The sequence below is a fragment of the Xanthomonas phaseoli pv. dieffenbachiae genome (assembly GCF_008639345.1).
Lineage (GTDB): Bacteria > Pseudomonadota > Gammaproteobacteria > Xanthomonadales > Xanthomonadaceae > Xanthomonas > Xanthomonas phaseoli.
In genome coordinates, this window is the sequence record NZ_CP041380.1 from 1834247 (window position 1) to 1858656 (window position 24410).

The window sequence follows — 24410 nt, forward strand, 5'->3', positions numbered from 1 at the left end:
AGGTGTCGACCGGAACAATAAGAACAATAATGAAGAGGATTTTTCGATGGCTAAGGGGCAATCTTTACAGGACCCATTCCTCAATGCGCTGCGGCGCGAGCGGGTGCCCGTGTCGGTGTATCTGGTCAATGGCATCAAGCTGCAGGGCACGATCGAGTCGTTCGACCAATTCGTGGTCCTGCTGCGCAATACCGTGAGTCAGATGGTGTACAAGCACGCCATTTCCACGGTGGTGCCGGCGCGCAATGTGCGCGTGGGCCCTGGTGGTGGATATGTGCAATCCAATGAAGGCAATCAGGCGGAAGATGACGACGTCGAGCAGTAACGGAGTAATGCGTGTTTGATCGGTCCCGCAAGGGTGAACACGCGTTGTTGATACAGACTCACTCCGGTGGGCCTGCCGAAGACGATGTGATGGAGGAGTTCGCCGACCTTGCAAAATCGGCGGGCGCCACGGTCGCCGCAACGCTCACCGCACGCATCGATAAGCCCAGCCCGTCGACCTTGATCGGTAGCGGCAAGCTGGAAGAGGTCAAGGCCGCAGCCGAGGCCACCGGCGCCGACCTGGTGCTGGTCAATCACACCCTGTCGCCCGGCCAGGAGCGCAACCTGGAGCGGTATCTGGAGCGGCGTGTGATCGACCGCACCGGGTTGATCCTGGACATCTTCGCGCAACGTGCGCGCAGCCACGAAGGCAAGCTGCAGGTGGAACTGGCGCAGTTGCGTCACATGGCCACGCGGCTGGTGCGTGGCTGGACCCACTTGGAGCGTCAGCGCGGTGGCTCCATCGGCCTGCGCGGCCCGGGCGAAACCCAGCTGGAAACCGACCGCCGCCTGCTGCAAAAACGCGTCGAACAGTTGCAGCAGCGGCTGGAAAAGGTCGAGGTGCAGCGCACCCAGATGCGTCGTGCGCGGATGCGCAGCGAATTGCCACGGATTGCACTGGTCGGTTACACCAATGCCGGCAAGTCGACATTGTTCAATGTGTTGACCGGTGCAGAGGCTTACGTGGCAGATCAATTGTTCGCCACGCTCGACCCGACCGTGCGACGCATTGCGTTGCCGGGTGGCAGCGCGATCCTTGCCGACACGGTCGGCTTCGTGCGCGATCTTCCGCACGAGCTGGTCGCCGCATTCCGCTCCACGCTCTCGGAGGCGCGCGATGCCGATCTGTTGCTGCACGTTGTCGATGCAGCAGACCCGTTGCGCGAAGAACGCATCCTGCAGGTAGACGAAGTGTTGCAGGCCGTCGGTGCCGGCGATCTGCCGCAGCTGCTGGTATTTAACAAGATCGACAAGATCGAAGGCGCCGAAGTGCGCCACGATGCGCAGGACGGCATTCCCGACCCGGCACGCCGCGAGCGTGTTTGGGTGTCGGCGCGCGACGGGCGCGGGCTGGAAGAATTGCAGCATGCGCTCGGCCAGCGGTTGGACCTGCGCCACCTCACCGGCCAGCTACGGCTCCCACCGTCTGCCGGCCGCCTGCGTTCCAGGCTGCATCAGCTGGAAGTGGTGCGCAATGAGCAAATCGACGAAGAGGGTTGGTTGCTCGATGTCGATCTGCCGATGGTCGAGGCCGAGCGGTTGGCCGCCGGGCAGGACGGTGCGCCGCTGCGCGCGATGCTGCCGGATCGTCGCGAAGACTGGGAAGCGTGATGGACGCGCGCAGTCGGTAGTGCACGGCTGTGCGCTGCTTCAAAACGATTAGGGCAACGGCCTACCGGGTCGCTGTGCGGCAGTTGCCAGGCCTCGTCCTGGCCTGCGGGAACCGACAGAAATTCCGTGTGAGTAGTGCGTACTGCAGAACGGTGCGGTCGTGCGCTCATGCGGCACGTCACGCCTGTCATCAGTGATCCGGCGCACTAGCTGCGGTGATTCGGTGGCCTGAAGGCGGCGCTGCGCGTTGACTCGTGCTGCCGGCAAGTCGGCGTACAGACAAGCCCGTCCAGGCCCAGCGTGCGCATCGGCCGCATATCGCCACTGAACCTTGGCCACCTCGCGCCCAGCCGGAAGCGGCGCCAGCGGCAGACAGGCGCGACGAATTGGGCTAAAACGTCCGCTGCCCCCACCTTGCCGTGCCCATGTCTTTTTCCGCCGATTCCGAACTGCAGCAGCTGGCCGAAGCCCTCGGGCAGCAATTGCTTGCCGCGCGCGAGCGCCTGGTCACTGCCGAGAGTTGCACCGGTGGTTGGATCGCCAAGGCGGTGACCGATGTCGCCGGCTCCTCGCACTGGTTCGATTGCGGGATGGCCGCCTATAGCTACGAGGCCAAGCAGGCACTGCTCGGCGTCCGCCCACAGACCCTGGAAGTGCATGGGGCGGTCAGTCGCGAAACGGTGATCGAAATGGTCTCTGGCGCCCTGGTGAATTCCGGCGCAAGCATCGCGGTGGCGGTGACCGGCATTGCCGGGCCTGGCGGTGGCAGTGAGGACAAGCCGGTCGGCACGGTCTGGATCGGCTGGAAACGTCGTGGTGGTTACGCCACCGCACAACTGTTCCAGTTCAATGGCGACCGCGATGCGGTGCGTCGTCAAACCGTCGCTGCGGCACTGCGTGGGCTGAGCGCGCTACTGTAGCGGTGGTCGGGTTCACTGGAGGGCGATCGGCAACAGATCCGCGCCGCCCATTTTTCAGCGCAATCTCGCGCAGCATGGAAACCCGAACGCCGTGGCCGTGCGCAGTCCAAGAACTGGCTGCGGCTCGCTGTCGACACGCCGCGTCAGCACGCTGAGTGGATGCGTCGCTTGGCACATTCGGCAACGAGGCTGCGAAGTGACGACGGCGCAACCGAAGTGCAGCGAATCAGCGAACGCTGCCGTTGCGTACGTATCGCGCACCGCCTTGCAACCTGCGCTGAGCTTGGACGGGGCGAGGGCGCGACAGCGGAGGGCAGATCGGCTACAAACAAGGTCTCCTCACCGCCCAGGGTGCCAATGCCGTCGTTTCTTGCTCCTGTCCCATCGGTCGCCGCGTTGCAGGCTGCCGTGTACTGCAGCGTCACGCAGCGCCTGAGCGCAACGCGCTCGCGGGCGGTGCGCTGATGTGGGAAGCGCTCGGCACGGTACGTGATCTTGGGCGTCTGCAGGAAATCGCCTCGGTCCTGATCCGCTACGGCTTCGGGGATGTGGTGCGTCGTATCGGCATGGCCGATGTGCTTGAGCGCGCCGGCAGGCTGTTGCATTGGCAGAACGCCGAGGGTCGTTTGCGCATGTCCGCAGCGATGCGCGTGCGGCGAGCACTGGAAGAGCTTGGGCCCACCTTCGTCAAACTCGGGCAGGTGCTGGCCACGCGCGTGGATCTGCTGCCACCGGAGTGGATCGAAGAATTGAGTGAGCTGCAGAACGCGGTGCCGGCGCTGCCGTTCGGGCAGATCCGCCCACAGCTGGTTGCTGCGCTGGGCATGGAGCCGGAAAGCATCTTCGCGCGCCTGGACGAACAACCGCTGGCGGCCGCATCGCTGGCACAGACCCACCGCGCGTGGCTGGTCGATGGCACGCCGGTGGTGTTGAAGATCCGACGTCCCGATATCGGTGACACCATCGACGCGGACCTGCGCCTGCTCGCCCGGCTTGCGGAAATCGTCGAAACCCGCGCACCGGATCTCAAGCGCTACCGTCCTGCCGAGGTGGTGCAGCAATTTACCGTTTCGCTGCGACGCGAACTGGACTTCGCTGCGGAGGGGCGCAACGCCGAACGCATCGCCGCCAACTTCGCGCATGACGCGCACGTAGTGGTGCCGGCGGTGTACTGGGAGTGGACCTGCGAGTCGCTCAACGTGCAGGAGTTCATCGATGGGATTCCCGGCCGTGATCTGCTCGCTGTCGACGCGGCCGGCCTGGATCGCAGGGCGCTCGCACGTGCCGGTGCCGGCATCGTGCTCAAGATGGTGCTGCAGGACGGCTGCTTCCACGCCGACCCGCATCCGGGAAATATTTTCTACCTGCGCGACGGGCGCATCGCGGTCATCGATTTCGGCATGGTCGGGCGCGTCTCCGAGCAGCGTCGGTTTCAGGTCGCACAGCTGCTGCACGGCATGGTCAGCTACGACGCCGATGCGGTGATCGATGTCTTGCTGGAATGGGCGGGCACCAGCCTGGAGGTCGATGAGGCGCGTTTGCAGCAGGACATCGGCGCGTTCGTCGACGAGTATCGCGGCGTGCCGCTGAAAGAATTGCGTATCGGCGCAATGCTTGGCGATGTCACCTCCATCCTGCGCGATCACGGGCTGACGCTGCCGTCGGATCTGGCACTGATGATCAAGGCGTTTCTCACCCTGGAAGGCATGGGGCGCCAGCTCGATCCGGACTTCGACATGGCCACCGAGGCGCGCCCATATCTGGAACGCGTGGTGTTGCAACGCTATGCGCCGCGCGCCATGGTGCGACGCGGCCGGCGGACCGTGACTGGTGCGATCGATCTGATCGGCGATCTGCCGCGCGACCTCAAGCGCCTGTTGCAAGCCGCACGCCGCGGCAAGCTGCAGCTTCAGATCGAAACACGCTCATTGCGCGAGTTCGGCGAGCAGGTCGACCGCGCCGCCAACCGCCTCACGATGGGGATCGTGACTGCCGCCTTGGTGATCGGCTCTTCGATCGTCATGAACAGCGTCGGCGGGAGCGCCAGCCGCTGGTTGCTCGCGCTAGGGGTGGGCGGTTTCATCGGCGCGGCGCTATGCGGCATCTGGATCCTGTTTTCGATCTGGCGAAGCCGGCGATAGCGCCCTCAGCGCGCCGCATCCTGATGGGTGCGGGCGAGGCGCCGCGAACACTTGCGCAGGCGCTCGTTAGTAGTAATACTACTAACCATGGACCTGACCGATACCCAGCAAGCAATCCTGGCCTTGATCGCCGAGCGCATCGATGCCGATGGTGTTCCGCCGTCGCAGACCGAAATCGCGCGCGCGTTCGGCTTCAAGGGCGTCCGTGCGGCGCAATATCACCTGGAAGCGCTGGAGCATGCGGGGGCGATCCGCCGCGTCCCAGGTCAGGCGCGCGGGATACGGCTGGCCGGGCAGGGTGCGCAGACACGCCCGGCTCCGGTGAGCGAGGCGGCCCGCGATGACGTTTTGCGTCTGCCGGTGCTGGGCCGCGTGGCCGCGGGTCTGCCGATTGGCGCCGATATCGGCTCGGACGACTTCGTTGTACTGGATCGGGTGTTCTTCTCGCCCTCGCCGGATTACCTGCTCAAGGTGCAAGGCGATTCGATGCGCGACGAAGGCATCTTCAACGGCGATCTGATCGGCGTGCACCGCACTCGCGACGCGCGTTCGGGGCAGATCGTGGTGGCGCGGATCGATGAGGAAATTACGGTGAAGCTGCTGAAGATCGGCAAGGACCGCATCCGGCTGCTGCCGCGCAATCCAGACTACGCGCCCATCGAGGTGCTACCGGATCAGGATTTCGCGATTGAAGGTCTGTATTGCGGACTGTTGAGGCCTAACCGTTGAGGTCTGTGCCGATGGCCGTGCCGGCGTTTCTCCGAGCTGGCGCCGCAGGATTTCCCGCTGCCACCGGACCTTCCGCCTACTTAATCTGAGTGTGTCGCCTGCAGTCTCAGCCTGTGCGATACACCGCCGCTACATTAGCCCCATACCGAAATCACTGACGAGGATCACCCAGATGGACGAGAACAAGAAGCGTGCCCTTTCCGCCGCACTGAGCCAGATCGAAAAGCAATTCGGCAAGGGCTCGGTCATGCGCATGGGCGACCGCGTCATTGAGGCGGTCGAAGTCATCCCGACCGGCTCGCTGATGCTGGATATCGCCCTGGGGATCGGCGGCCTGCCGAAGGGCCGCGTGGTCGAAATCTACGGCCCGGAATCCTCCGGCAAGACCACCTTGACCCTGCAAGCCATCGCCCAGTGCCAGAAGAACGGCGGCACCGCTGCCTTCATCGATGCGGAGCATGCACTGGATCCGATTTATGCAGCCAAGCTGGGCGTCAACGTCGACGACCTGCTGCTGTCGCAGCCCGATACCGGTGAGCAGGCATTGGAAATTGCCGACATGCTGGTGCGCTCGGGTTCGGTCGATATCGTAGTGGTCGACTCGGTTGCTGCACTGACGCCGAAGGCGGAAATCGAAGGCGAGATGGGCGACCAGCTGCCCGGTTTGCAGGCTCGCCTGATGAGCCAGGCGCTGCGCAAGCTCACCGGCAATATCAAGCGCTCCAACACGCTGGTGGTCTTCATCAATCAGCTGCGCATGAAGATCGGCGTCATGATGCCCGGCCAGAGCCCGGAAGTGACCACCGGCGGCAACGCGCTGAAGTTCTATGCCTCGGTGCGTCTGGATATCCGCCGTATCGGTGCGATCAAGAAGGGCGACGAGATCATCGGCAACCAGACCAAGATCAAGGTGGTCAAGAACAAGCTGGCGCCTCCGTTCAAGCAGGTCGTGACCGAAATCCTGTATGGCGAAGGTATCAGCCGCGAGGGCGAATTGATCGACATGGGCGTGGAAGCCAAGCTGGTCGACAAGGCTGGCGCCTGGTACAGCTACGGCGATGAGCGTATCGGTCAGGGCAAGGACAATGCGCGGACCTACCTGCGCGACAACCCGCAGGTTGCGACCCGGCTGGAAGCCGAGCTGCGTGAGAAGTTCCAGCCGGCCGAAGCACCGCGCGAAGCCGGCGACGACGAAGACAAGGAATAAGTTGCAGCACAACATCACCGGTCGCCGGAGGCGGTTTGCCGCGAATGGGTAACGGTGATGCTTTGGTGAGCGGTAGGCGGAACCTCGCACGGTACGTGAACGCTCCAGCGCCATCCACGTCCGCCCGGCGCTGGGGCAACAGGTTCGAGCGTGTTTGAAGTTTTTCTATCGCGAGGACGGCGGAGTCAGTGCTGTCGCTTCTCGCGGTAGATCTATCGAAGGCCAGGAGGGCAGGCGCCATGGATGGCGCATTGATGTCGTAACTGATCTTGGCGATTCGGGACCCCTCAACGATGGACGAGCAAGAGCCCGCACCAAAGCGGGGGCGCCGGTTCAAGGAACAGACACCGGTCCAGCGCGCACTCGGCCTATTGGTACGGCGCGAACATTCGCGCAAGGAATTGAACCGCAAGCTGCTGGCCCGCGGAATCGAGCCAGATGCGGCGCAAGCAGCCGTCGATCGGCTCACGGACGAGGGATGGCAGGACGACACCCGCTTCGCTGCTGCAGTCGTGCGCAATCGTGCCGGTTCGGGTTACGGCCCGCTGCATATTCGTGCCGAGCTCGGAACCCATGGGCTGGATAGCGAGGCCATCAGTACCGCCTTGGCGACCTTTGAAGGGGATTGGACCGAAAACGCGCGCGACCTGATCCGCCGTCGGTTCGGCGAACAAGGCCCAACCGACCTTCCGCAGCGGCGCAAGGCCGCCGATCTGCTGGCCCGGCGGGGTTTCGACGGCAACAGCATTCGCGCCGCCACGCGCTTCGACCTTGAGGACTGAGGGCGTCAGGCCTGCTACCCTTCGTGGTTTCAGGTTGTTCCGCTCATCTGCGCCCACATGTCATTGGGTGACCGGGACTGCCGCCCGCCCAATGCCAGCACATGAACGCACCTGCCAAATTCAGCACTTCTCAGATCCGTAGCGACTTCCTTGCGTTTTTCGAGGGCAAGGGTCACACCATCGTGCCGTCCGCGCCGCTGGTGCCGGGCAACGACCCCACCTTGCTGTTTACCAACTCCGGCATGGTCCAGTTCAAGGACGTCTTCCTTGGCGCGGAGAAGCGCAGCTACGTCCGCGCCGCAGACGTGCAGCGCTGCCTGCGTGCCGGTGGCAAGCACAACGATCTGGACTCGGTGGGCTACACCGCACGCCACCACACCTTCTTCGAAATGCTCGGCAACTGGTCGTTCGGCGATTATTTCAAGAAGGACGCCATCGCCTGGGCTTGGGAACTGTTGACCCAGGTCTGGAAGCTGCCGGCCGATCGCCTGCTGGTCACCGTCTACCACACCGACGAAGAAGCCTTCGCGCTGTGGCGCGACATGATCGGCATTCCCGAAAGCCGCATCGTGCGCATTGGCGACAACAAGGGTGCGCCTTACGCCTCGGATAATTTCTGGCAGATGGCCGACACCGGCCCCTGCGGCCCGTGTACCGAAATCTTCTTCGACCACGGCGATCACATTGCTGGTGGTCCGCCGGGGTCGCCGGATGAAGATGGCGACCGCTTCATCGAGATCTGGAACCTGGTCTTCATGCAGTTCGATCGCCAGCCCGACGGCACCCTGGTGCCGTTGCCGGCGCCGTGCGTGGATACCGGCATGGGGCTGGAGCGGCTGGCCGCGATCCTGCAGCACGTCCATACCAACTACGAAATCGACCTGTTCCAGACCCTGATCGGCAAGGCCAGTGCGCTGACCGGCATCACCGATCTCGAGAACAAATCGCTGCGGGTGATCGCCGATCACATCCGCGCCTGTTCTTTCCTCATCGTCGATGGCGTGCTGCCCTCCAACGAAGGCCGCGGCTACGTGCTGCGCCGGATCATCCGGCGTGCGCTGCGGCATGGCTGGATGCTGGGCGTGCGCCAGCCGTTCTTCAGCAAGATGGTGCCCACGCTGGTCGAGCTGATGGGCGAAGCCTATCCCGAGTTGGTGGTGGCGCAGGACACCGTGGCGCGCGCGCTGTTGGCCGAAGAAGAGCGTTTTGCCGAGACGCTGGACGCCGGCATGAAGATCTTCGACGAGGTTGCATCGCGCTCGCAGGACATTATCCCAGGCGCCGACGCCTTCCGGCTGTACGACACTTACGGCTTCCCGGTCGACCTGACCGCCGACATCGCGCGCGAGCGCGGCATGCGCGTGGACATGGAGGGATTCGAGTTCGCGATGGAGCGCCAGCGCGAGACGGGACGTGCGGCTGGCAAGTTCGGCGGCGGTGTCGCATTGCCGGCGGACCTGGTCGCCAGCATGTCGCCGACCGTGTTCCTGGGTTACGAAGCGTACGATGCCGATGACCTCAAGGTCGTGGCACTGCTCAAGCAGGGCCGCCCGGTCGAACGCGCGGAAGCGGGTGATGAGGTGATCGTGTTCACCGACCGCACGCCGTTCTATGCCGAGTCGGGTGGCCAGGTCGGCGACAGCGGCCAGCTGAGCGGCCCGGGCGTATCGATCGAAGTGACCGATACGCAGAAGTTCGCCGGCCAGTTCCACGGGCATGTGGGGCGCATCAGCGAAGGCGCGCTCGCGCTTGGCGATGTGCTTGCCGGCGGGATCGACACGCAACGTCGCGGCAAGACCATCCTCAACCACTCGGCAACCCATCTGCTGCATGCCGCCCTGCGCGAAGTCCTGGGAACGCATGTGCAACAGAAGGGCTCGCTGGTTGCGCCTGATCGCCTGCGCTTTGACTTCTCGCACTTCCAACCGATCACTGCTGACGAGCTCGCTGTGATCGAGCGCAAGGTCAACGCCGAAGTCCGTACTAACCATGGCGTGGAAGTGCACAACATGGCCATGCAGGAGGCGCTGGATTTCGGCGCGATGGCGCTGTTCGGCGAGAAGTACGGGGAAAACGTCCGCGTGCTCAAGATGGGCGGTTATTCCACCGAGCTGTGTGGCGGTACCCACGTCACCCGCACCGGCGACATCGGCTTGTTCAAGATCACCTCCGAAGGCGGCGTGTCGTCGGGCGTGCGTCGTATCGAAGCGGTGACTGGGCAGGGCGCGCTGGACTATGTGGCTGACGAGGAGCGTCGCCTGCTCGAAGCGGCCAATCTGCTTGGCGGAAACACCACCGAAGTGGTGGATAAGGTGCGCGCACTGACCGAGCGTCAAAAGCGGCTGGAGCGCGAGCTCGAATCGCTCAAGGCCAAGTTGGCATCGGGTGCGACTGCCGATCTGGGCGCTGGCGCAATCGATGTTGCTGGAGTCAAGGTTGTCGCGGTGCGTCTGGAGGGCTTCGATGCCAAGGCGCTGCGCGATGCGATGGATCGCTTGAAACAACAGCTCGGCGATTCGGTCATCGTCCTGGCGGGCGCTTCGGGCGGCAAGGTGGCGCTCGTTGCTGGTGTGAACGGCAGCCCAACTGGCAAGGTGAAGGCTGGGGAACTCCTCGGCCACATCGCCAGTCAGATCGGCGGCAAGGGCGGTGGCCGTCCGGATCTCGCCCAGGGTGGTGGCGAGGACGGGCCCGCCCTTGCGACCGCACTCGACGGTGTCCCCCTCTGGGTCAAGCAACACTTGGGCTGAACACTTGTCCTGCTATGCCTTGCTGGCTAGCAGGATGTCCCGTTACCATTTCTGGTCTATTCCCTTTACGTAGGGCGCGTCTCACTCAGGAGGCCGTCGATGCTGGTGGGAAATCCACCGGTTCCAGGAGATTTGCAAAATGTTGATCCTCACTCGCCGGGTAGGCGAAACCTTGATGATCGGCGACTCGGTCACCGTGACCGTTCTCGGCGTCAAGGGCAATCAGGTGCGTATCGGTATCACGGCACCCAAGGATGTGGCTGTGCATCGCGAAGAAATCTATCAGCGCATCCAGCGTGGGGATGAGCCGGTCGCTTCCGGCGCACATCACGGTGACGATTCTTCGAATTGATCGTTGTCAAGGGTTTACGTTAGCCCCTCTTACCCGGTATTCTTCGCGGCCTGCCACGGATATCGCGGCAGGCAGCAAAAACTGGAGCGATGCCCGAGCGGCTGAAGGGGCTCCCCTGCTAAGGGAGTATAGGGTCAAAAGCTCTATCGAGGGTTCGAATCCCTCTCGCTCCGCCAGTGTTCTAGACGCCTGCAAATCTTTGATTTGCGGGCGTTTTTATTTGTGGTCTGTATTTATCGAGAGGGCGATATTTCCTGAGCGCGTCCGCTGGGACAGCAGCTCGGAGCGTGGTCGGATTTCTGCGATATTCGCGGGACGTGCTGAAGCTGGCTATGCAAGCGCGTCCGTGGGCGCACTCAGGCCGGCAGCGCTCAGGCCGGCAGTGAGTACGGCGAAAGTGTCGCGCTGCGCGCGTCGTCAGTGGCCACAGCGCTTCAGGCAGGGGCGGCGCTGAGCTCGACTGCGGGCCGGAAGGCTTGCCACGATCTTCGCGTCTCTCACCAGCTCATATCTCAAGCACGCGAGTTGCGAGAGAAGGTCCGTGTGTTGCCCGCATCGCTCGACCGTCGATAGCGACATGCTAGGGCGCCTGTAGCGCGATTCTGTGTTGCGTTGCGTTGCGACGAGGTTGCGCCCTGTTTGTTTGCTCGCCGCCCGTCCCCAGATCTCGGCGCATCTCTGCGGCGTGTCATTCCATTCGCATGGTTGTGGGCATGCGCTTGCACGTATGTGCGCAAGGCAAGCGGTGAGGCAGCACGCAATTGTCGTGCACGCCAGCGCGCCGTATGACGTATCGAGCGAGGCGCATCGGCGTGAGCGATAAAGCCTTGTATGGATGGCATCTTGACGCTCCGGGCTGTCACCGTTTGCGCTCGCAGATCGCCGCGGTGCACGGTGTAATGCTTGTCGGCCTTGACGGGCGCGTTGACTGGCGAATGGAAGTGCTGCGTTTCCGCGCGCAAGATTGAGCATTGATCTGTCGCTGCTGCCACTAGCCTCGCTTCGCCAATCCACTCCTGCGAACCCTCAAGGCGTAAGGGTCAAAGCCAGCACCAGGAACCGGAACCAGGGGCGAAGAGCCAGCGTGAAAGACCTGCCGTTATTCGTAAGTCGAGGTTGGCAGCGCAGCCATTGAGGTCTTACGCCCATTCGACCGTCTGCCCGGGATGCTGCGAAGGAATTCAGGGCGAATGCCATTACCACCTCGCGCTAGAGCGCGTCGCCGCTGCCTTACATCTGAACCGTCTTTTAGATGCGGCACATGGTGGGGGTCAAGTAACCGGCGCATGGGTCGCTAAGGACGTGAACCATATCTCGGATGTTGACGTGATGCGCCTATCGCACCTGCTTGGACGTGTGTTCTCCTTTTGGGGTCGCGGGCTGCAACACAAGGTGGCAGCGGTGGACCGGGTGATGGCGGTGATCGAATTCGATCTGGACGGTCGCATTCTGGATGCAAACTCGAACTTCCTGGCTCTGATGGGGTATCGGCTGGACGAGGTGGTCGGTCAGCACCACCGCATGTTCGTGACGCCCGCAGATCGCGACAGCGAAAGCTATCGGCACTTCTGGGAGGGGCTGCGGCGCGGCGACTTCAATGCCGGACGCTTTTGCCGGCTGGATAAACGCGGGAACGAGGTGTGGATCAATGCCTCCTACAACCCGTTGCTGGATCGATCCGGCAAGGCGTATCGCGTGGTGAAGTACGCCACCGACATTACTGCGCAGGTCCGCCAGACAGCCGACTTCGAAGGGCGTATCGATGCCATCGACAAGGTGATGGCCGTCATCGAGTTCTCGCTGGACGGCACGGTGCTCGCAGCCAACCAAAACTTTTTGCAAGTGATGGGCTATCGGCTCGAGGAGATTCGCGGCAAGCACCACGGCATGTTCGTCGATGCCGCCACGCGCCAGTCGGCTGCGTATCGCGCATTCTGGGATTCGCTCGGGCGCGGTGCCTTCGATGCGGGCCGCTATCGGCGCGTCGGCAAGGACGGCAGGGTGGTGTGGATCCAGGCGTCCTACAACCCCGTGCTCGACGAGCACGGGCGCCCATACAAGGTGGTCAAGTACGCCACCGACGTGACCCGCCAGGTGATCGATTCGGCCGATGCGGACGGGCGTATCCGGGCGATCGACAAGGTCATGGGAGTGATCGAGTTCGACCTGGAAGGCAACGTGCTCGGTGCGAACGAAAACTTCCTGAACATCATGGGGTATTCGGCGGCCGAGGCAATCGGCCAACACCACAGCGTGTTCATCGATGCGGCCTACCGCGCATCCGGTGAGTACCGGCAGTTCTGGGCGAAGCTGGCAAGCGGCCAGTTCGATGCGGGGCGTTATCGCCGACTGCGCAAGGATGGCAGTGCGGTGTGGATCCAGGCGTCCTATAACCCGATCCTGGATGTGTCCGGGCGGCCGTACAAGGTGGTCAAATACGCAACCGACGTCACCGACCAGGTGCGTTCAGCCGAGCGGATGCGCGATTTGATGCTGCAGACCATGAGCATCGCGCAGAACGTACAGCGCGAGGCGCACCATATTTCCGTGAGCAACCAGGAACTGGTCAGTCGCGTGTCCACGCAATCTGCTGCGGTGGCGCAGACCTCGAGCACGATCGATCAACTGGCCGCGACGGTGCGGGCCAATTCCGAGAATGCCGGTTCGGCGCGGCGCATGGCCGAGGATTCGGCCACGGTGGCGCGGCGCGGCGCGGACGTCATTGCCGATGTGGTCAAGACCACCGCGGGCATCCGCTCGGCGACCGATCGCATCGGTCAGATCATCGAGGTCATCGACGGCATCGCGTTTCAGACCAACATCCTGGCCCTGAACGCTGCAGTCGAGGCGGCGCGTGCGGGCGAGCAGGGGCGCGGTTTTGCGGTGGTGGCGACCGAAGTGCGTAGCCTTGCGCAGCGCTGCAGCGTGTCGGCCAGGGAGATCCGCTCCTTGATCGACAACGCAACCGATCAGGTCGGTGATGGTTCGCGCCTGGCCGAGCAAGCCGGCGTGGTCATGCAGGACATGGTGACGTCGGTCCTGCGCGTCACTGCGACCGTGGAGCAGATCGCCGCCGCCAGCCATGATCAGGCGCTGGACATTTCCAGCGCCAACACCGCGTTGCAGTCGATCGGCGTGCAGGCGCGCGACCAGGCGCAGATGGTAGGCGACCTGGCGCGTTCGGCGCGCGTGCTGGAAGGCGATGCGGATGCGCTGTTCGCCTTGGTCAATGGCGATGCGGATGGCGGGGCAGATCGCGCGCCAGTGCAGGTCGATGCGCAGGCTGCGCGGCGCGCGACAGCGAAGGTGGCGTGATGATGGTTCACGGCGTCGCGTACGCGACATCGTGATATCCCCTCAGATCTTGCAACTTTCTTGTACTGGATTTCGGCGCAAGTGCCGAACCTGCGGTGCTGAGGCATTCGGTGCCATCAGCGCCGCTGCGATGACATACAGGCGCTCGCATTGATGCGGCGAGCGACGAGTGGCACTCACATATCGCAGAGTGCGGAGCGCAGTTACGAATCGCATCTTCCGTGCCGCGGATCTTGGGTGCCGAGCTGCAGGGTGTCGGCCACGTGGCATGAACTGACACGTCACGGCGGGTCAGTGACGAAGAGACGATGCACAAGACAAAGCCCGCATGAGCGGGCTTTGTCTGTTTCGGCACTGACCAGCGCATCGCACACCAATCCCGCGCAGGTACGCCATCCATCCAGTCTTGGATGCTTACTTGGGCAGGTCGAACACCAGGACTTCGGCATCGCGTGCATCGGCCAGTACGATTTCTGGCTCGCCGACGATCTGCACCGCGTCGCCAGCCGACAGCGCCTGCCCGTTGACGCTCAGGCTGCCGCGGGCCACCTGCACGTAGCCGATGCGGCCTGCGGCCAGCGGCTGCTGCAGACGCGCCTGGCCATCCAGGATCGAGGCATACAGGCGTGCGTCCTGGTGCAGGCGCAGGGAGCCGTCGTCACCGCTTGGCGAGGCGATCAGGCGCAACTGGTTACGTTTGCTGTCGGCATCGAAGTGCTTTTCTTCGTAGCTTGGCTCGATGCCGGCACGCTCGGGCATCACCCAGATCTGCAGGAAGTGCACGGGCTCGCTGGCCGAGTGATTGAACTCGCTGTGCGTCACGCCGCTGCCGGCGCTCATCCGCTGCACGTCGCCATAATGCAGGACCGAGCCGGTGCCCATGCTGTCCTTGTGTTCCAGTGCGCCGCCCAGGACATAGGAAATGATCTCCATGTCGCGATGTGCGTGGGTGCCGAAGCCTTCGCCCGGTTGCACCTTGTCCTCGTTGATCACCCGCAGTGGGCCAACGCCCATATGGCGCGGATCGTGATAGCTGGCAAAGGAGAAGGTGTGGCGCGAGGACAGCCAGCCATGTTCGGCGCGGCCACGGGTTTCGCTCTTGCGGACATTCAACATGCTGCTTCTCCTGGAAAGATTCGGAATTGGCGCTGGGCGACTCGGTGTCCAGCGGCTTGATGCGTAGTCTCCGCCTCTGCATCCGGCGCGAAAAGCGAGTAGATTTGGCCGCTATCATCGAAAATTTCGAACAATGAAAATCAGCCTGGAAGCGCTGCAAATCCTGGATGCCATCGACCGGCGTGGCTCGTTCGCTGGCGCAGCCAAGGTGCTGTTCAAGGTGCCTTCGACGATTTCCTACACGGTGTCCAAACTGGAAGAGGATCTGGGTGTGCAGCTGTTCGAGCGGGTGGGGCCCAAGGCCACGCCGACCCAGGCTGGCCGCGAGCTGTTGCGCGAGGGGCGCCACCTGCTGCGTGCCGCGCAAGAGCTGGAGGTGCGGGTGCGGCGGGTCGCCTCCGGCTGGGAATCGGATTTTGCGATCGGGCTGGATGCGGTGCTGCCTGCGGCCCTGCTGCAGCCGCAGATCCTGGACTTCTACGCCGTGGCCGACAGCACGCGGCTGCGCGTGCTGAGCGAGTCGTTGTCGGGCAGTTGGGAGGCGCTGCTGGACAGGCGCGTGGACCTGGTCGTGGCGGCGGGCGAGGGGCCCAGTGGCGGCGGCTATGTGGCCGAGCCGATCGGCACGTTGCGGTTCGTATTTGCCGTGGCATCCACGTACCCGCTAGCGGATGCCGGCCTGTTGGGCGCGGCGGAGCTGGCCGAATACCGTGCGATCGCCGTGGCGGACTCGGCTCGGCGCCTGCTGCCGCGCACGGTCGGGCTGCTCTCCGGGCGCGATGTGCTCACCGTGCCCGACATGCAGACCAAGCTGCTGCTGCAACTGGCCGGCGCCGGCTACGGCTTTCTGCCCGAACCGTATGCGCGCGGAGCGCTGCTGGAGGGACGGCTACGCGAGGTGCAGGTGGACACCCGCAAACCCGACGAAACCTTTTATCTGGCGTGGCGGCCGGGCGAAGAAGGAGAGGCCTTGAGTTGGTGGCGACGCGCCTTGCGCAGCGAGGGCCTGTTCGAGCGCTGGTTGCAGGCCTTGGCCGCAACGTATCGTTCCGTCGCTGCCGGGCAGTCGCCGCTGTGACGGAAGGCGGATAATGGTGGCCCGCCGTCGCGCAGGGTTGTCGCATGCAAGGCTTGATCGAACAGTACGGATTGGCGCTGGTGTTCGCCAACGTGCTGGCGTTGTCGCTCGGGCTGCCGGTGCCAGCATTGCCGACCCTGGTGCTGGTCGGCGCCAGCTATGCGTTGCAAGGGGGCGGCGATGCCTGGCTGGCCGGGCTTGCGGCGTTGGCGGTGTCTGTCGCGGCAAGTCTTTTGGGCGATCTGGTCTGGTATCTGGCCGGTCGCCGCTTCGGTAACCGCACCTTGCAGTCGCTGTGTCGGCTGTCGCTGTCGCGCGACAGCTGCATGAAGCAGACCGAGCGCTTCTTTTCGCGCTGGGGCGTGCGCGTGCTGGCAGTGGCCAAGTTCGTGCCGGGCTTGTCGATGGTCTCGGTGCCGATGGCCGGGGCAATGCGGGTACGTCCTGCGGCGTTCCTGCGATACGACGCCTTCGGTGCATCGTTGTGGGCATTGGTCGGCTTAAGTGTGGGTGCTGTGTTCGCGCGTCAGGTGCAGGACGTGCTCGCCTTGCTGTCCGAACTTGGCTCGGGCGCGATCGTGGTCTTGGCCGCGTTGCTGGCCGGCTATGTCGGTTGGCGCTGGTGGCGACGGCAGAGCCTGTTGCGATCGCTGGAGCATGCGCGCATCGCGGTAGAGGAGCTGGTGCCGTTGCTGGATGGCGAAGAAAGCCTGCGGCCGACCGTGCTGGATATCCGCGCCCCGGGTTATCGCCAGTTGCAGCCATACACGATTCCCGGCGCCGTGTTCGCCGACGAGCGCCAGCTGGCGCAGATCCTCGCCAGCGTGCCGCGCGATCGCAGTGTGGTGATCTACTGCGCGTGTCCGGACGAAGTGTCTGCAGCATGGCTGGCCGCGCGGATGCGCGAGCACGGGTACCGCGATGTGCGGCCGCTATTGGGTGGCCTGGATGCATGGCGCGATGCCGGGCATCCGGTGACATCGCTGGTGCCGATGACAGTGGTTGCCGACACGAACGCGGCTGCTGCCACGGCCTGATTGCACTGGGTGCGGTGCCTGTGCTGACGCTCGGCGAGCGTTTGGCTGAAAGATCGGCATCGCCCGATGGAATGACACACCGCAATGCGCGCCATCGCCTGCTTCGGCAAAACGACGGGCAAAAAAAAGACCAGCAAGCTGGTCGTTTTTCTTCAAGATTGGTGCGCCCGGAGAGATTCGAACTCCCGACCGCCTGGTTCGTAGCCAGGTACTCTATCCAACTGAGCTACGGGCGCATATCTTGTTTTGACTCGCAGATCTGACGCAGGGCGATCGGATCTTTTTAACTGGAAAGCAGCGCGTGCGTGCTGTCTTCTTCTTGTTCTGAGGATGGTGCGCCCGGAGAGATTCGAACTCCCGACCGCCTGGTTCGTAGCCAGGTACTCTATCCAACTGAGCTACGGGCGCCTCGTCAGGAGCGGAATTATGCGGATGAGCGACGGGCACGTCAATCCCTTTGTGAAATTCCGGCGTCGTTGCGGCCGTGGTCAGGCGCGCTACGCAGCGCAGCGACCACGGCCGCAGGCGTTTTCATCCAGGCGAAATGATCGCTGCGTGTGCCGAGTTGCACATCGTCCAATCGCACATGGTGTGGGTGTGCCTGCGGCATCTTGTCGAGTAATGCGTGCAGCGCACCTGCCGGGCCCCACGTGTCGCGCGCAAGGGTCACTGCGCGGATCGGCACGCGCAGTTGGCCCAGTGCCTGTTCCAGATCCCACGGCGCGCCTGCCGCGCGATAGCGATTGCTGCGGCCGACCTGTGCCCAATCGGCAATCAGGCTGCGTGCTTCCGTGCCGCCAAAACCGAGCTTGCGCCCGTGCAGCACGCCCTGCCTGCGCGCCAGCCACGGCAACAACCAAAACGCCAAGGGCAGGCCGTAACGCATCGGCACGGGAAAATTGCGCCAGTACGGCGAGCCGCTGGCCACCAGCCAGAGCTGTGCGAATTGCGCCGGATGCAGTGCCGCGTAGCAGCACGCGAGCTGGCCGCCGAGGCTGTGTCCACCGACCATGCGCGGCAGCTGCGGGTCGTGGATAGCGAGCAGGGCGTGGCTGGCGGGAAGGTCGTCTGCAAGCAGCGTGCGATAGCCCCAATCGTGCTCCCGCGACGGGCGCAGCGTGCTGCTGCCATTGCCGCGCCATTCGTGCAGATACACCGCAACGCCGGTGGACGCGAGCGCCTGTGCGAAGGCTTGGTAATGCCGCGCTGCCACGCCCAATGCAGGCAGCCACAGCAGCGTTGTCGTCGGGTGCGGCGGCGCGCATCGGATAACCTGCCAGCAATGTCCATTCGCAGCGCTGGCGAGCAGGATATCGGTCTGCACGCTCATGCGCCGGGCGCGCCGCCGAAGTGGTCGAGCACCAGCACATCGCTGTGGCCGGGGCGTTGGCCCAGGCGGATAGCGCGTGCAACGTAATCGATCGCCGCTTCGCAGGCATTGAGCAGCGACAGGCCCTGGCACAGCTGCGCGGTGATGGCTGCCGACAGGCTGCAGCCGGTGCCGTGCGCATCGACCTGCAGGCGCGGGTGCATGAACACGTCCTGGGTCACGCCGTCATCGAAGCGGTCGAGCACGCGTGCGCCTTCGTGCAGGTGTCCGCCCTTGAGCAGCACGGCGTTGGCGCCCAGGTCGAGCAAGGCGGCGGTGGCATGTTCGGCGGCGTCGGCGCTGTCGATGCGGCGGCCGGTCAGTAGCTCGGCTTCGGGCGTGTTGGGGGTGACCAGGGTGGTCAGCGGCAGCAAGCGCGTGCGTAGCGCATCCAGTGCCGCATCTTCGAGCAGGCGCGCGCCGCTGGTGGACACCATCACCGGATCGAGCACCACGAACGGCGGACGATATCGCTCAAGCAGGTCGGCCACGCAATGAATGACCTCGGCATTGGCCAGCATGCCGAGTTTGACCGCCTGGATCTGGAAATCGGCAAAGCAGGCGTCCACCTGCGCCTGCAGAAAGGGCAGTGGTGGAAGATGCACGGCGGTGACGGCGCGGGTGTGTTGCGCGGTCAATGCGGTAATCGCCGACAACCCGTGCACGCGGTGCGCGGCGAAGGTCTTGAGGTCGGCCTGGATACCGGCGCCCCCGCCGGAGTCGGAGCCGGCGATGCTCAATGCAGACAGCGTACTGGGCGTAGTCATGTGGCGATTCTGCACTGCTGGCCGGAGGATGTGCGCATCATCCTGTGCGCCAGCGGCGCCATCGCAGGTAGGCGACATAACCGGCGCCGGTCAATCCGGTGAGGCTGGCGGGCAGGTAGAGCGCGTCGTACTGCCAGCGCTGGAACAGCAAGGTACCGAGGATGCTGCCAGCGAGAAAGCCGCTGATGATCAGTGCGCTCAGCGTGAGGCGGCGCAGCTGCAGCGGGCGCCCGCGCAGCAGGTGCCCGAGGCCGATGCCCAGGTCGGTGAACATGCCGCTCAAATGCGTAGTGCGCACAGCTGCACCGCTGAGGGTGGTCGCCATCGCATTCTGCAGGCCGCAGGCACCGGCGGCACACAGGACGCCGCCGACATGATGCAACTTGAACAGCGCAGTCGCGCCCAGCAACAGCAGCGCCTCGAGCATCAGCGCCGCGCCGTAGCGCTGTCCAAGCCGCAAGACAGCGTCCTCGATGATCAGTCCGCTGAGCATGGCGCCTGCGCAGAAGGCGATGAGGATGCCGCAGAGAAAGCCAATATCCGGGGCGGCGTCTTGCGCCAGGGCCACGCCAAGCAGGCTGGTCGTGCCGGTGAGGTGGCTGACCACCTGGTGCTCGGAGCCCAGGTAGCCCACCACGTTGACCATGCCGGCCACGGCCGACAATGCCACCGCGCCAATCCAGACCCAGCGCGGCAGCAGGATTCCCACTCGGGTCAGGGGCTGCCGTTGATCGCGATCTGCGAAAACGCGCCGGTCTGCGGGTCGTACAGCGCACCCCAGAACATGCTGCCGCCGTCGCAGACCTGGATCGCTTCCCGCGCCGGTTTCACCGGCGGGTCGTTGGGGAGCTTGAACGCGTTGATGTAGATCAACTGCTGGCCCTGGATCACCACACCCACGTATTGGCGGTCGAACTCGCGCGGCTCGGCAACGGTGGGCGTCAACGCATCCTGCCGCGCTTCGAGCTGTTCGATTTGCTGATGGCTCGGCGCCCAATAGCCGCTGATCTGGCCGGGATGCTGCGCCGGGCTGTCGCGCGAGCAGGTCTGCAACACCTGCTCGGCCACGCTCTGCCGGGTGATGATCCAGGACTGGCCATTCTTGAGATTGGTCGGCACGCTGGCTGGCCCCTGCGTGCTGGCGCAGCCGGCCAGCGCGATCACCGCGAGCGCCAACGCGCCGCGATATGCGCGCATCACAACACCTCCGACGCGAAGTCGGCCAGACGCGAGCGCTCGCCGCGACGCAGCGTGATATGCGCGCTGTGCGGCCAGGCCTTGAAGCGATCCACCGCGTAGGTCAGCCCCGACGTGGTTTCGGTGAGGTAGGGGGTGTCGATCTGTTCGACGTTGCCCAGGCACACGATCTTGGTGCCGGGGCCGGCACGGGTGATCAGCGTCTTCATCTGCTTGGGCGTGAGGTTCTGCGCCTCGTCCAGGATCAGGTAGCGCGACAGGAAGGTGCGGCCGCGCATGAAGTTCATCGAGCGGATCTTGATGCGACTGGCGAGCAGGTCGTTGGTGGCCGCACGGCCCCACGAGCCGCCTTCCTGGTTGTGCGTGAGCACTTCCAGATTGTCGGTCAGTGCGCCCATCCACGGGGTCATCTTTTCTTCTTCCGTGCCGGGCAGGAAGCCGATGTCTTCGCCCACGCTGACGGTGGCGCGGGTCATGATGATTTCCCGGTAACGCTGCTGGTCCATGGTCTGCGCCAGGCCGGCAGCCAGTGCGAGCAGGGTCTTGCCGGTGCCGGCGGTGCCGAGCAGGGTCACGAAGTCGATTTCCGGGTCCATCAGCGCGTTGAGCGCGAAATTCTGCTCGCGGTTGCGTGCCACGATGCCCCAGACCGCATGCGGCCCGCTGCGGAAATCGTCGACCAGGCACAAGGTGGCCTTGCCGCCGCCCACCTTGGCCACGCGCAGCTCCACTTCATCTTCGCCGGGCAGGTACAGGTATTGGTTCGGATACCAGTCTTCATCCTCGGCCAGGACGATTTCGTAATGGGTGCGGCCGCGCTCGTTCCAGCTGCGCAGATCTTCGTTGTGCTTCTGCCAGAAGTCTTCCGGCAGTTCGATGGCGCCGGTGAACAGCAGGCTGAAATCGTCCAGCGCACGGTCGTTCTGATAGTCCTCGGCGACCAGGCCGCTGATATAGGCCTTGATACGCAGGTTGATGTCCTTGGACACCAGGATGACCGGCACATCCGGGTTTTCTTCGCGCAGCGCCAGCACCGAGGCCAGGATCTTGTTGTCCGGCAGCATTTCGCCGAAGGTGCGGCCCGGATCGATCGGCTTGATCTGGAAAAACAGCCGGCCGATCGCGGCCTGGCCCTTGAGCTGGATGCCCTGCGGATGGCTGAGCAGGATGCCGGCCTGGATCTGCTCGGCGTTGGTGTTTTCCAGCAATTCGTCCAGGAACCGGCTGACCTGGCGTGCATTGCGGCTGACTTCTGAGGTGCCCTTCTTGGCGTTGTCGAGCTCCTCGATCACCTGCATCGGCAGGAACACATCGTGTTCCTCGAACTTGAACAGCGCGGTGGGATCGTGCATCAGCACGTTGGTGTCCAGCACGTAGATGCGCTTGCCTCGGGTCATTGGGTCTTCCAAGTGATGGAGCAGGGGCGAGCCACCACGCCTGCCGGGGCAGGGTGATGGAGGACGCGGGAAGCGAGGGGTGTCACTGTTTGGCGTGCGCCTTCAACGCGGCCAGCACGGCCTCGGCATGGCCGGCCACCTTGACCTTGCGCCATTGCTGCACGATGCGCCCCTCGGGCGAGAGCAGGAAGGTGCTGCGCTCGATGCCGAGCACCTGCTTGCCGTACATGTTCTTTTCCTTGATCACGTCGAAGGCGCGGCATAGCGCTTCATCGCTGTCGCTGATCAACGGGAAGGTGAAGCCTTGCTTGGCGCAGAAGTTGTCGTGCGACTTCACCGAATCGCGCGAAACCCCCAACACCATCGCACCGGCCTTTTTGAACTGCGGCAGCAGCGCGTTGAAGTCCAGGCCTTCGGTGGTGCAGCCGGGCGTGCTGTCCTTCGGGTAGAAGTACAGTACCAGCCATTTGCCGGCATGCTCGCGCAGGGTGGTCTGGGTGCCGCCGGACAGCGCCAGCGGCAGATCGAAGGTTGCAGCGGGTAATTCCAGCACAGCGTCGGTCATCGTTGCTCAGCCCAAAGTGGAGGGGCGTACGGCGCGGTCATGCCGGGCCGACGTCCATCCCATCATAAGCAGCCACATGGAAGCGTTTGGCAAGTGCGTCGAACTGCGCATTGCGCTGATTCAGCGACTCGATGGTGTGGTGTTCCTTCTTGTCCACATGCAGGAAGTACGACTCTTCGTCATCGCCATCGTCTTCGTCGCGTTCGCCGAGGAAGATGTCGATGACGCGATAGCCGTCCTGGGTCAGTTGCTCGGCGAGCTTCTGCAGCGGCTCCTGCGCAGGATCGGCGAAGAAGTATTCCCAGCGCAGCGGGCCGTCGAGATTCCAATCGGTCTCGGAGCGGATGTGGTCGAACATCTGTTTTAGCGCAGAGATCGCGATGGCCATTGATGGGTGCCTTAGAACTTCATCGGATCCATGATCGCGTCGAGATTGAGGTGATCACAGAATTCCAGGAAATCATCGCGCAATGCGGCGATGTGCATGTTGGCCGGCACGCCGATCGTCACCTGCGCCGAAAACATCTCCGCACCGGTCTGCATGGCGCGGTAGCGCGTGCTCTGCAGGTTTTCGATGGTGATGCCCTGGCGGTCGAAGAAATCGGCGAGCTGGAACAGGATGCCCGGCTTGTCGGCGGCGATCACTTCGACGATGTAGGGCAGCAGGTTGGACTGGGTCTGCTTGGGGCCGGTGCGGTACCACACCAGTTTCAGTCCTTCTTCGCGTTCGAGCCGGGTCAGCATGGCTTCGAGCTTGGCGACCGAATCCCAGGAGCCGGTGGCCAGTGCGGTGACCGAGACGTCGCGCCCCACCGTTGCCAGACGGGCGTCCACGAGATTGCAGCCGCTGTCGGCGATGCGGCGAGTGACGGGCAACAGGGGGGACTCCGGATGCGTCGTGTAGGCGTTGATCAGGAGGTGATTTTCGGTCGGCGAAGGCCGGGGTGTAGAGTCGGTCAAAGGGGCTTCCGGCATTGCATCAGGCTGAATGGCCGCCCGGGCAGGCGCCCTGGCGGTGACCAGCATACTTGCCCGTGGTTTCGCGCCGCAAGTAACATGCAGGCGGTCGCAACCCGCGTGCGCGCGGGCCTTTTCCTGTCACGTAAGAGCAGCAGAATCTTGTCCCTTTCCGGCATCATCACCGCGCTGGCGACCCCCTTCGGTCCCGATGGCGCACTCGACCTGGATGCCTGGCGGCGGCTGCTGGAGCAGCAGTTGCACGGTGGCGTGCAGGGAATCGTGGTTGCCGGCTCCACCGGCGAAGCGGCGGCATTGAGCGACGACGAATACGACACGCTGCTGCGCGCGGCGGTGGCACAGGTGGCCGGCCGTGTGCCGGTGCTGGCCGGCACCGGCTTGTCCGGGACGGCGAAGACCATTGCGCAAACCCGTCGCGCTGCGGCGCTGGGCGCGCAGTACGCGCTGGTGGTGACGCCGCCGTACGTGCGTCCGACCCAGGCCGGCTTGAAGGCGCACTTCCTGGCGGTGGCCAACGAAGGCGGCCTGCCGGTGGTGCTGTACAACGTGCCGGGCCGTACTGGTTGCGACTTGTTGCCGGAGACGGTGGCCGAGCTGGTGGGTCATCCGAACATCGTCGCCATCAAGGAAGCGCGTAGCGAGCCCGAGCGCGTCGCCGCGCTGGTGGCGCTGCGCAGCGACAGTTTTGCAGTGCTCAGCGGCGACGATGGCAGCGCGGCGCACGCGATGTTGTCCGGCGCTGCCGGGCTGATCTCGGTGGCCTCCAACGTCTTGCCGGCGGCGTACCGGCGCCTGTGCGATCTGGCCCGCGACGGCCAGCGCGATGCTGCCACTGCCTGGGACGCGCGGCTGAGCGAATACCACAGCTTCTGCTGCATCGAATCCAATCCCATCCCGGTCAAGGCGCTGCTGCAGCGCGCCGGGATCGGTCACGGCCTGCGCTTGCCGCTGCTGCCTCTTTCTGCGGCGCACCAGCCTGCCGCCGACCGCCTTGCCGCCGACGCCATTGCGTTGGAAGCACTTTCCAGCCGCGAAATGCTCGCGGCCTGACCCA

At 64.2% G+C, this 24410-nt stretch carries 22 protein-coding genes and 3 tRNA genes; 14 read left to right on the forward strand and 11 right to left on the reverse strand.

Annotation, left to right across the window (positions count from 1 at the left end):
- The first annotated feature begins 46 nt into the window (after positions 1 to 46).
- From hfq to FLG15_RS08565, 11 genes are all read left to right on the forward strand, one after another.
- Positions 47 to 325, forward strand: coding sequence for an RNA chaperone Hfq (hfq, locus tag FLG15_RS08505; RefSeq protein ID WP_005915027.1), 279 nt, complete (start codon positions 47 to 49; stop codon positions 323 to 325).
- Positions 326 to 336: 11 nt separating this feature from the next.
- On the forward strand, positions 337 to 1656 hold the full coding sequence (hflX, locus tag FLG15_RS08510; RefSeq protein ID WP_017155110.1) for a ribosome rescue GTPase HflX: 1320 nt from the start codon (positions 337 to 339) through the stop codon (positions 1654 to 1656).
- A 425-nt stretch (positions 1657 to 2081) separates the two neighbouring features.
- The gene (locus FLG15_RS08515) at positions 2082 to 2576 is read left to right on the forward strand and encodes a CinA family protein (protein WP_003481865.1); all 495 of its coding nucleotides are present in this window, start codon (positions 2082 to 2084) and stop codon (positions 2574 to 2576) included.
- Between the two features lie 464 nt (positions 2577 to 3040).
- Positions 3041 to 4717, forward strand: coding sequence for a 2-polyprenylphenol 6-hydroxylase (gene ubiB, locus FLG15_RS08520; RefSeq protein WP_057678232.1), 1677 nt, complete (start codon positions 3041 to 3043; stop codon positions 4715 to 4717).
- Between the two features lie 87 nt (positions 4718 to 4804).
- A complete protein-coding gene (gene lexA / locus FLG15_RS08525) occupies positions 4805 to 5446 on the forward strand; it encodes a transcriptional repressor LexA (protein ID WP_057678231.1) in 642 nt (213 codons plus the stop codon).
- 172 nt (positions 5447 to 5618) lie between these two features.
- Complete coding sequence (gene recA, locus FLG15_RS08530) at positions 5619 to 6653, forward strand: recombinase RecA (RefSeq protein ID WP_008574635.1); 1035 nt, start codon at positions 5619 to 5621, stop codon at positions 6651 to 6653.
- A 293-nt stretch (positions 6654 to 6946) separates the two neighbouring features.
- On the forward strand, positions 6947 to 7435 hold the full coding sequence (gene recX / locus FLG15_RS08540) for a recombination regulator RecX (protein ID WP_017155113.1): 489 nt from the start codon (positions 6947 to 6949) through the stop codon (positions 7433 to 7435).
- A 101-nt stretch (positions 7436 to 7536) separates the two neighbouring features.
- Positions 7537 to 10185, forward strand: a complete 2649-nt coding sequence (alaS, locus tag FLG15_RS08545) for an alanine--tRNA ligase (RefSeq protein ID WP_057678230.1) — start codon at positions 7537 to 7539, stop codon at positions 10183 to 10185.
- A gap of 139 nt (positions 10186 to 10324) precedes the next feature.
- Positions 10325 to 10537, forward strand: coding sequence for a carbon storage regulator CsrA (gene csrA / locus FLG15_RS08550; RefSeq protein ID WP_003481884.1), 213 nt, complete (start codon positions 10325 to 10327; stop codon positions 10535 to 10537).
- An 83-nt stretch (positions 10538 to 10620) separates the two neighbouring features.
- Positions 10621 to 10713 (forward strand) — tRNA-Ser (locus FLG15_RS08555).
- 1180 nt (positions 10714 to 11893) lie between these two features.
- Entirely contained in the window at positions 11894 to 13852 is a 1959-nt protein-coding gene (locus FLG15_RS08565) for a methyl-accepting chemotaxis protein (RefSeq protein WP_150147602.1), read from the forward strand.
- Positions 13853 to 14266: 414 nt separating this feature from the next.
- Here the strand turns inward: FLG15_RS08565 and FLG15_RS08570 are convergent, their stop codons facing one another.
- On the reverse strand, positions 14267 to 14968 hold the full coding sequence (locus FLG15_RS08570) for a pirin family protein (protein WP_057678228.1): 702 nt from the start codon (positions 14966 to 14968) through the stop codon (positions 14267 to 14269).
- Positions 14969 to 15101: 133 nt separating this feature from the next.
- Between FLG15_RS08570 and FLG15_RS08575 the strand changes: the two genes are divergently transcribed.
- Both FLG15_RS08575 and FLG15_RS08580 read left to right on the forward strand, forming a co-directional pair.
- Positions 15102 to 16046 (forward strand): LysR substrate-binding domain-containing protein, encoded by a 945-nt coding sequence (locus tag FLG15_RS08575; protein WP_057678226.1) that lies wholly within the window; start codon positions 15102 to 15104, stop codon positions 16044 to 16046.
- Between the two features lie 44 nt (positions 16047 to 16090).
- Positions 16091 to 17083, forward strand: coding sequence for a DedA family protein/thiosulfate sulfurtransferase GlpE (locus FLG15_RS08580; protein ID WP_150145836.1), 993 nt, complete (start codon positions 16091 to 16093; stop codon positions 17081 to 17083).
- A 159-nt stretch (positions 17084 to 17242) separates the two neighbouring features.
- On the opposite strand, the gene FLG15_RS08585 is transcribed toward FLG15_RS08580, so the two are convergent.
- The 10 genes from FLG15_RS08585 to FLG15_RS08630 form a co-directional block, all read right to left on the reverse strand.
- Positions 17243 to 17319 (reverse strand) — tRNA-Arg (locus FLG15_RS08585).
- Between the two features lie 95 nt (positions 17320 to 17414).
- Positions 17415 to 17491: transfer RNA gene (locus FLG15_RS08590), tRNA-Arg, on the reverse strand.
- 40 nt (positions 17492 to 17531) lie between these two features.
- Entirely contained in the window at positions 17532 to 18413 is an 882-nt protein-coding gene (locus FLG15_RS08595; RefSeq protein ID WP_057679908.1) for an alpha/beta hydrolase family protein, read from the reverse strand.
- Positions 18410 to 19219 (reverse strand): bifunctional hydroxymethylpyrimidine kinase/phosphomethylpyrimidine kinase, encoded by an 810-nt coding sequence (gene thiD / locus FLG15_RS08600; protein ID WP_209228152.1) that lies wholly within the window; start codon positions 19217 to 19219, stop codon positions 18410 to 18412. Before thiD ends, FLG15_RS08595 begins: the two co-directional genes overlap by 4 nt.
- A gap of 37 nt (positions 19220 to 19256) precedes the next feature.
- On the reverse strand, positions 19257 to 19928 hold the full coding sequence (locus FLG15_RS08605; protein WP_057679910.1) for a YoaK family protein: 672 nt from the start codon (positions 19926 to 19928) through the stop codon (positions 19257 to 19259).
- Positions 19929 to 19933: 5 nt separating this feature from the next.
- On the reverse strand, positions 19934 to 20416 hold the full coding sequence (locus FLG15_RS08610; RefSeq protein ID WP_150145839.1) for a hypothetical protein: 483 nt from the start codon (positions 20414 to 20416) through the stop codon (positions 19934 to 19936).
- Positions 20416 to 21813, reverse strand: a complete 1398-nt coding sequence (locus FLG15_RS08615) for a PhoH family protein (protein WP_017155124.1) — start codon at positions 21811 to 21813, stop codon at positions 20416 to 20418. The genes FLG15_RS08610 and FLG15_RS08615 overlap by 1 nt, the downstream gene beginning before the upstream one ends.
- An 82-nt stretch (positions 21814 to 21895) precedes the next feature.
- Positions 21896 to 22378 (reverse strand): peroxiredoxin, encoded by a 483-nt coding sequence (locus tag FLG15_RS08620; protein ID WP_057679911.1) that lies wholly within the window; start codon positions 22376 to 22378, stop codon positions 21896 to 21898.
- A 37-nt stretch (positions 22379 to 22415) separates the two neighbouring features.
- On the reverse strand, positions 22416 to 22766 hold the full coding sequence (locus FLG15_RS08625; RefSeq protein ID WP_003481909.1) for a ribonuclease E inhibitor RraB: 351 nt from the start codon (positions 22764 to 22766) through the stop codon (positions 22416 to 22418).
- Positions 22767 to 22777: 11 nt separating this feature from the next.
- A complete protein-coding gene (locus FLG15_RS08630) occupies positions 22778 to 23404 on the reverse strand; it encodes a glycine cleavage system transcriptional repressor (protein WP_002813792.1) in 627 nt (208 codons plus the stop codon).
- 93 nt (positions 23405 to 23497) lie between these two features.
- Here FLG15_RS08630 and dapA point away from each other — a divergent pair, with 93 nt between their 5' ends.
- Positions 23498 to 24406: a 4-hydroxy-tetrahydrodipicolinate synthase gene (gene dapA, locus FLG15_RS08635; RefSeq protein ID WP_150145841.1), complete on the forward strand. Its 909-nt coding sequence runs from the start codon at positions 23498 to 23500 to the stop codon at positions 24404 to 24406.
- Positions 24407 to 24410: the final 4 nt, after the last annotated feature.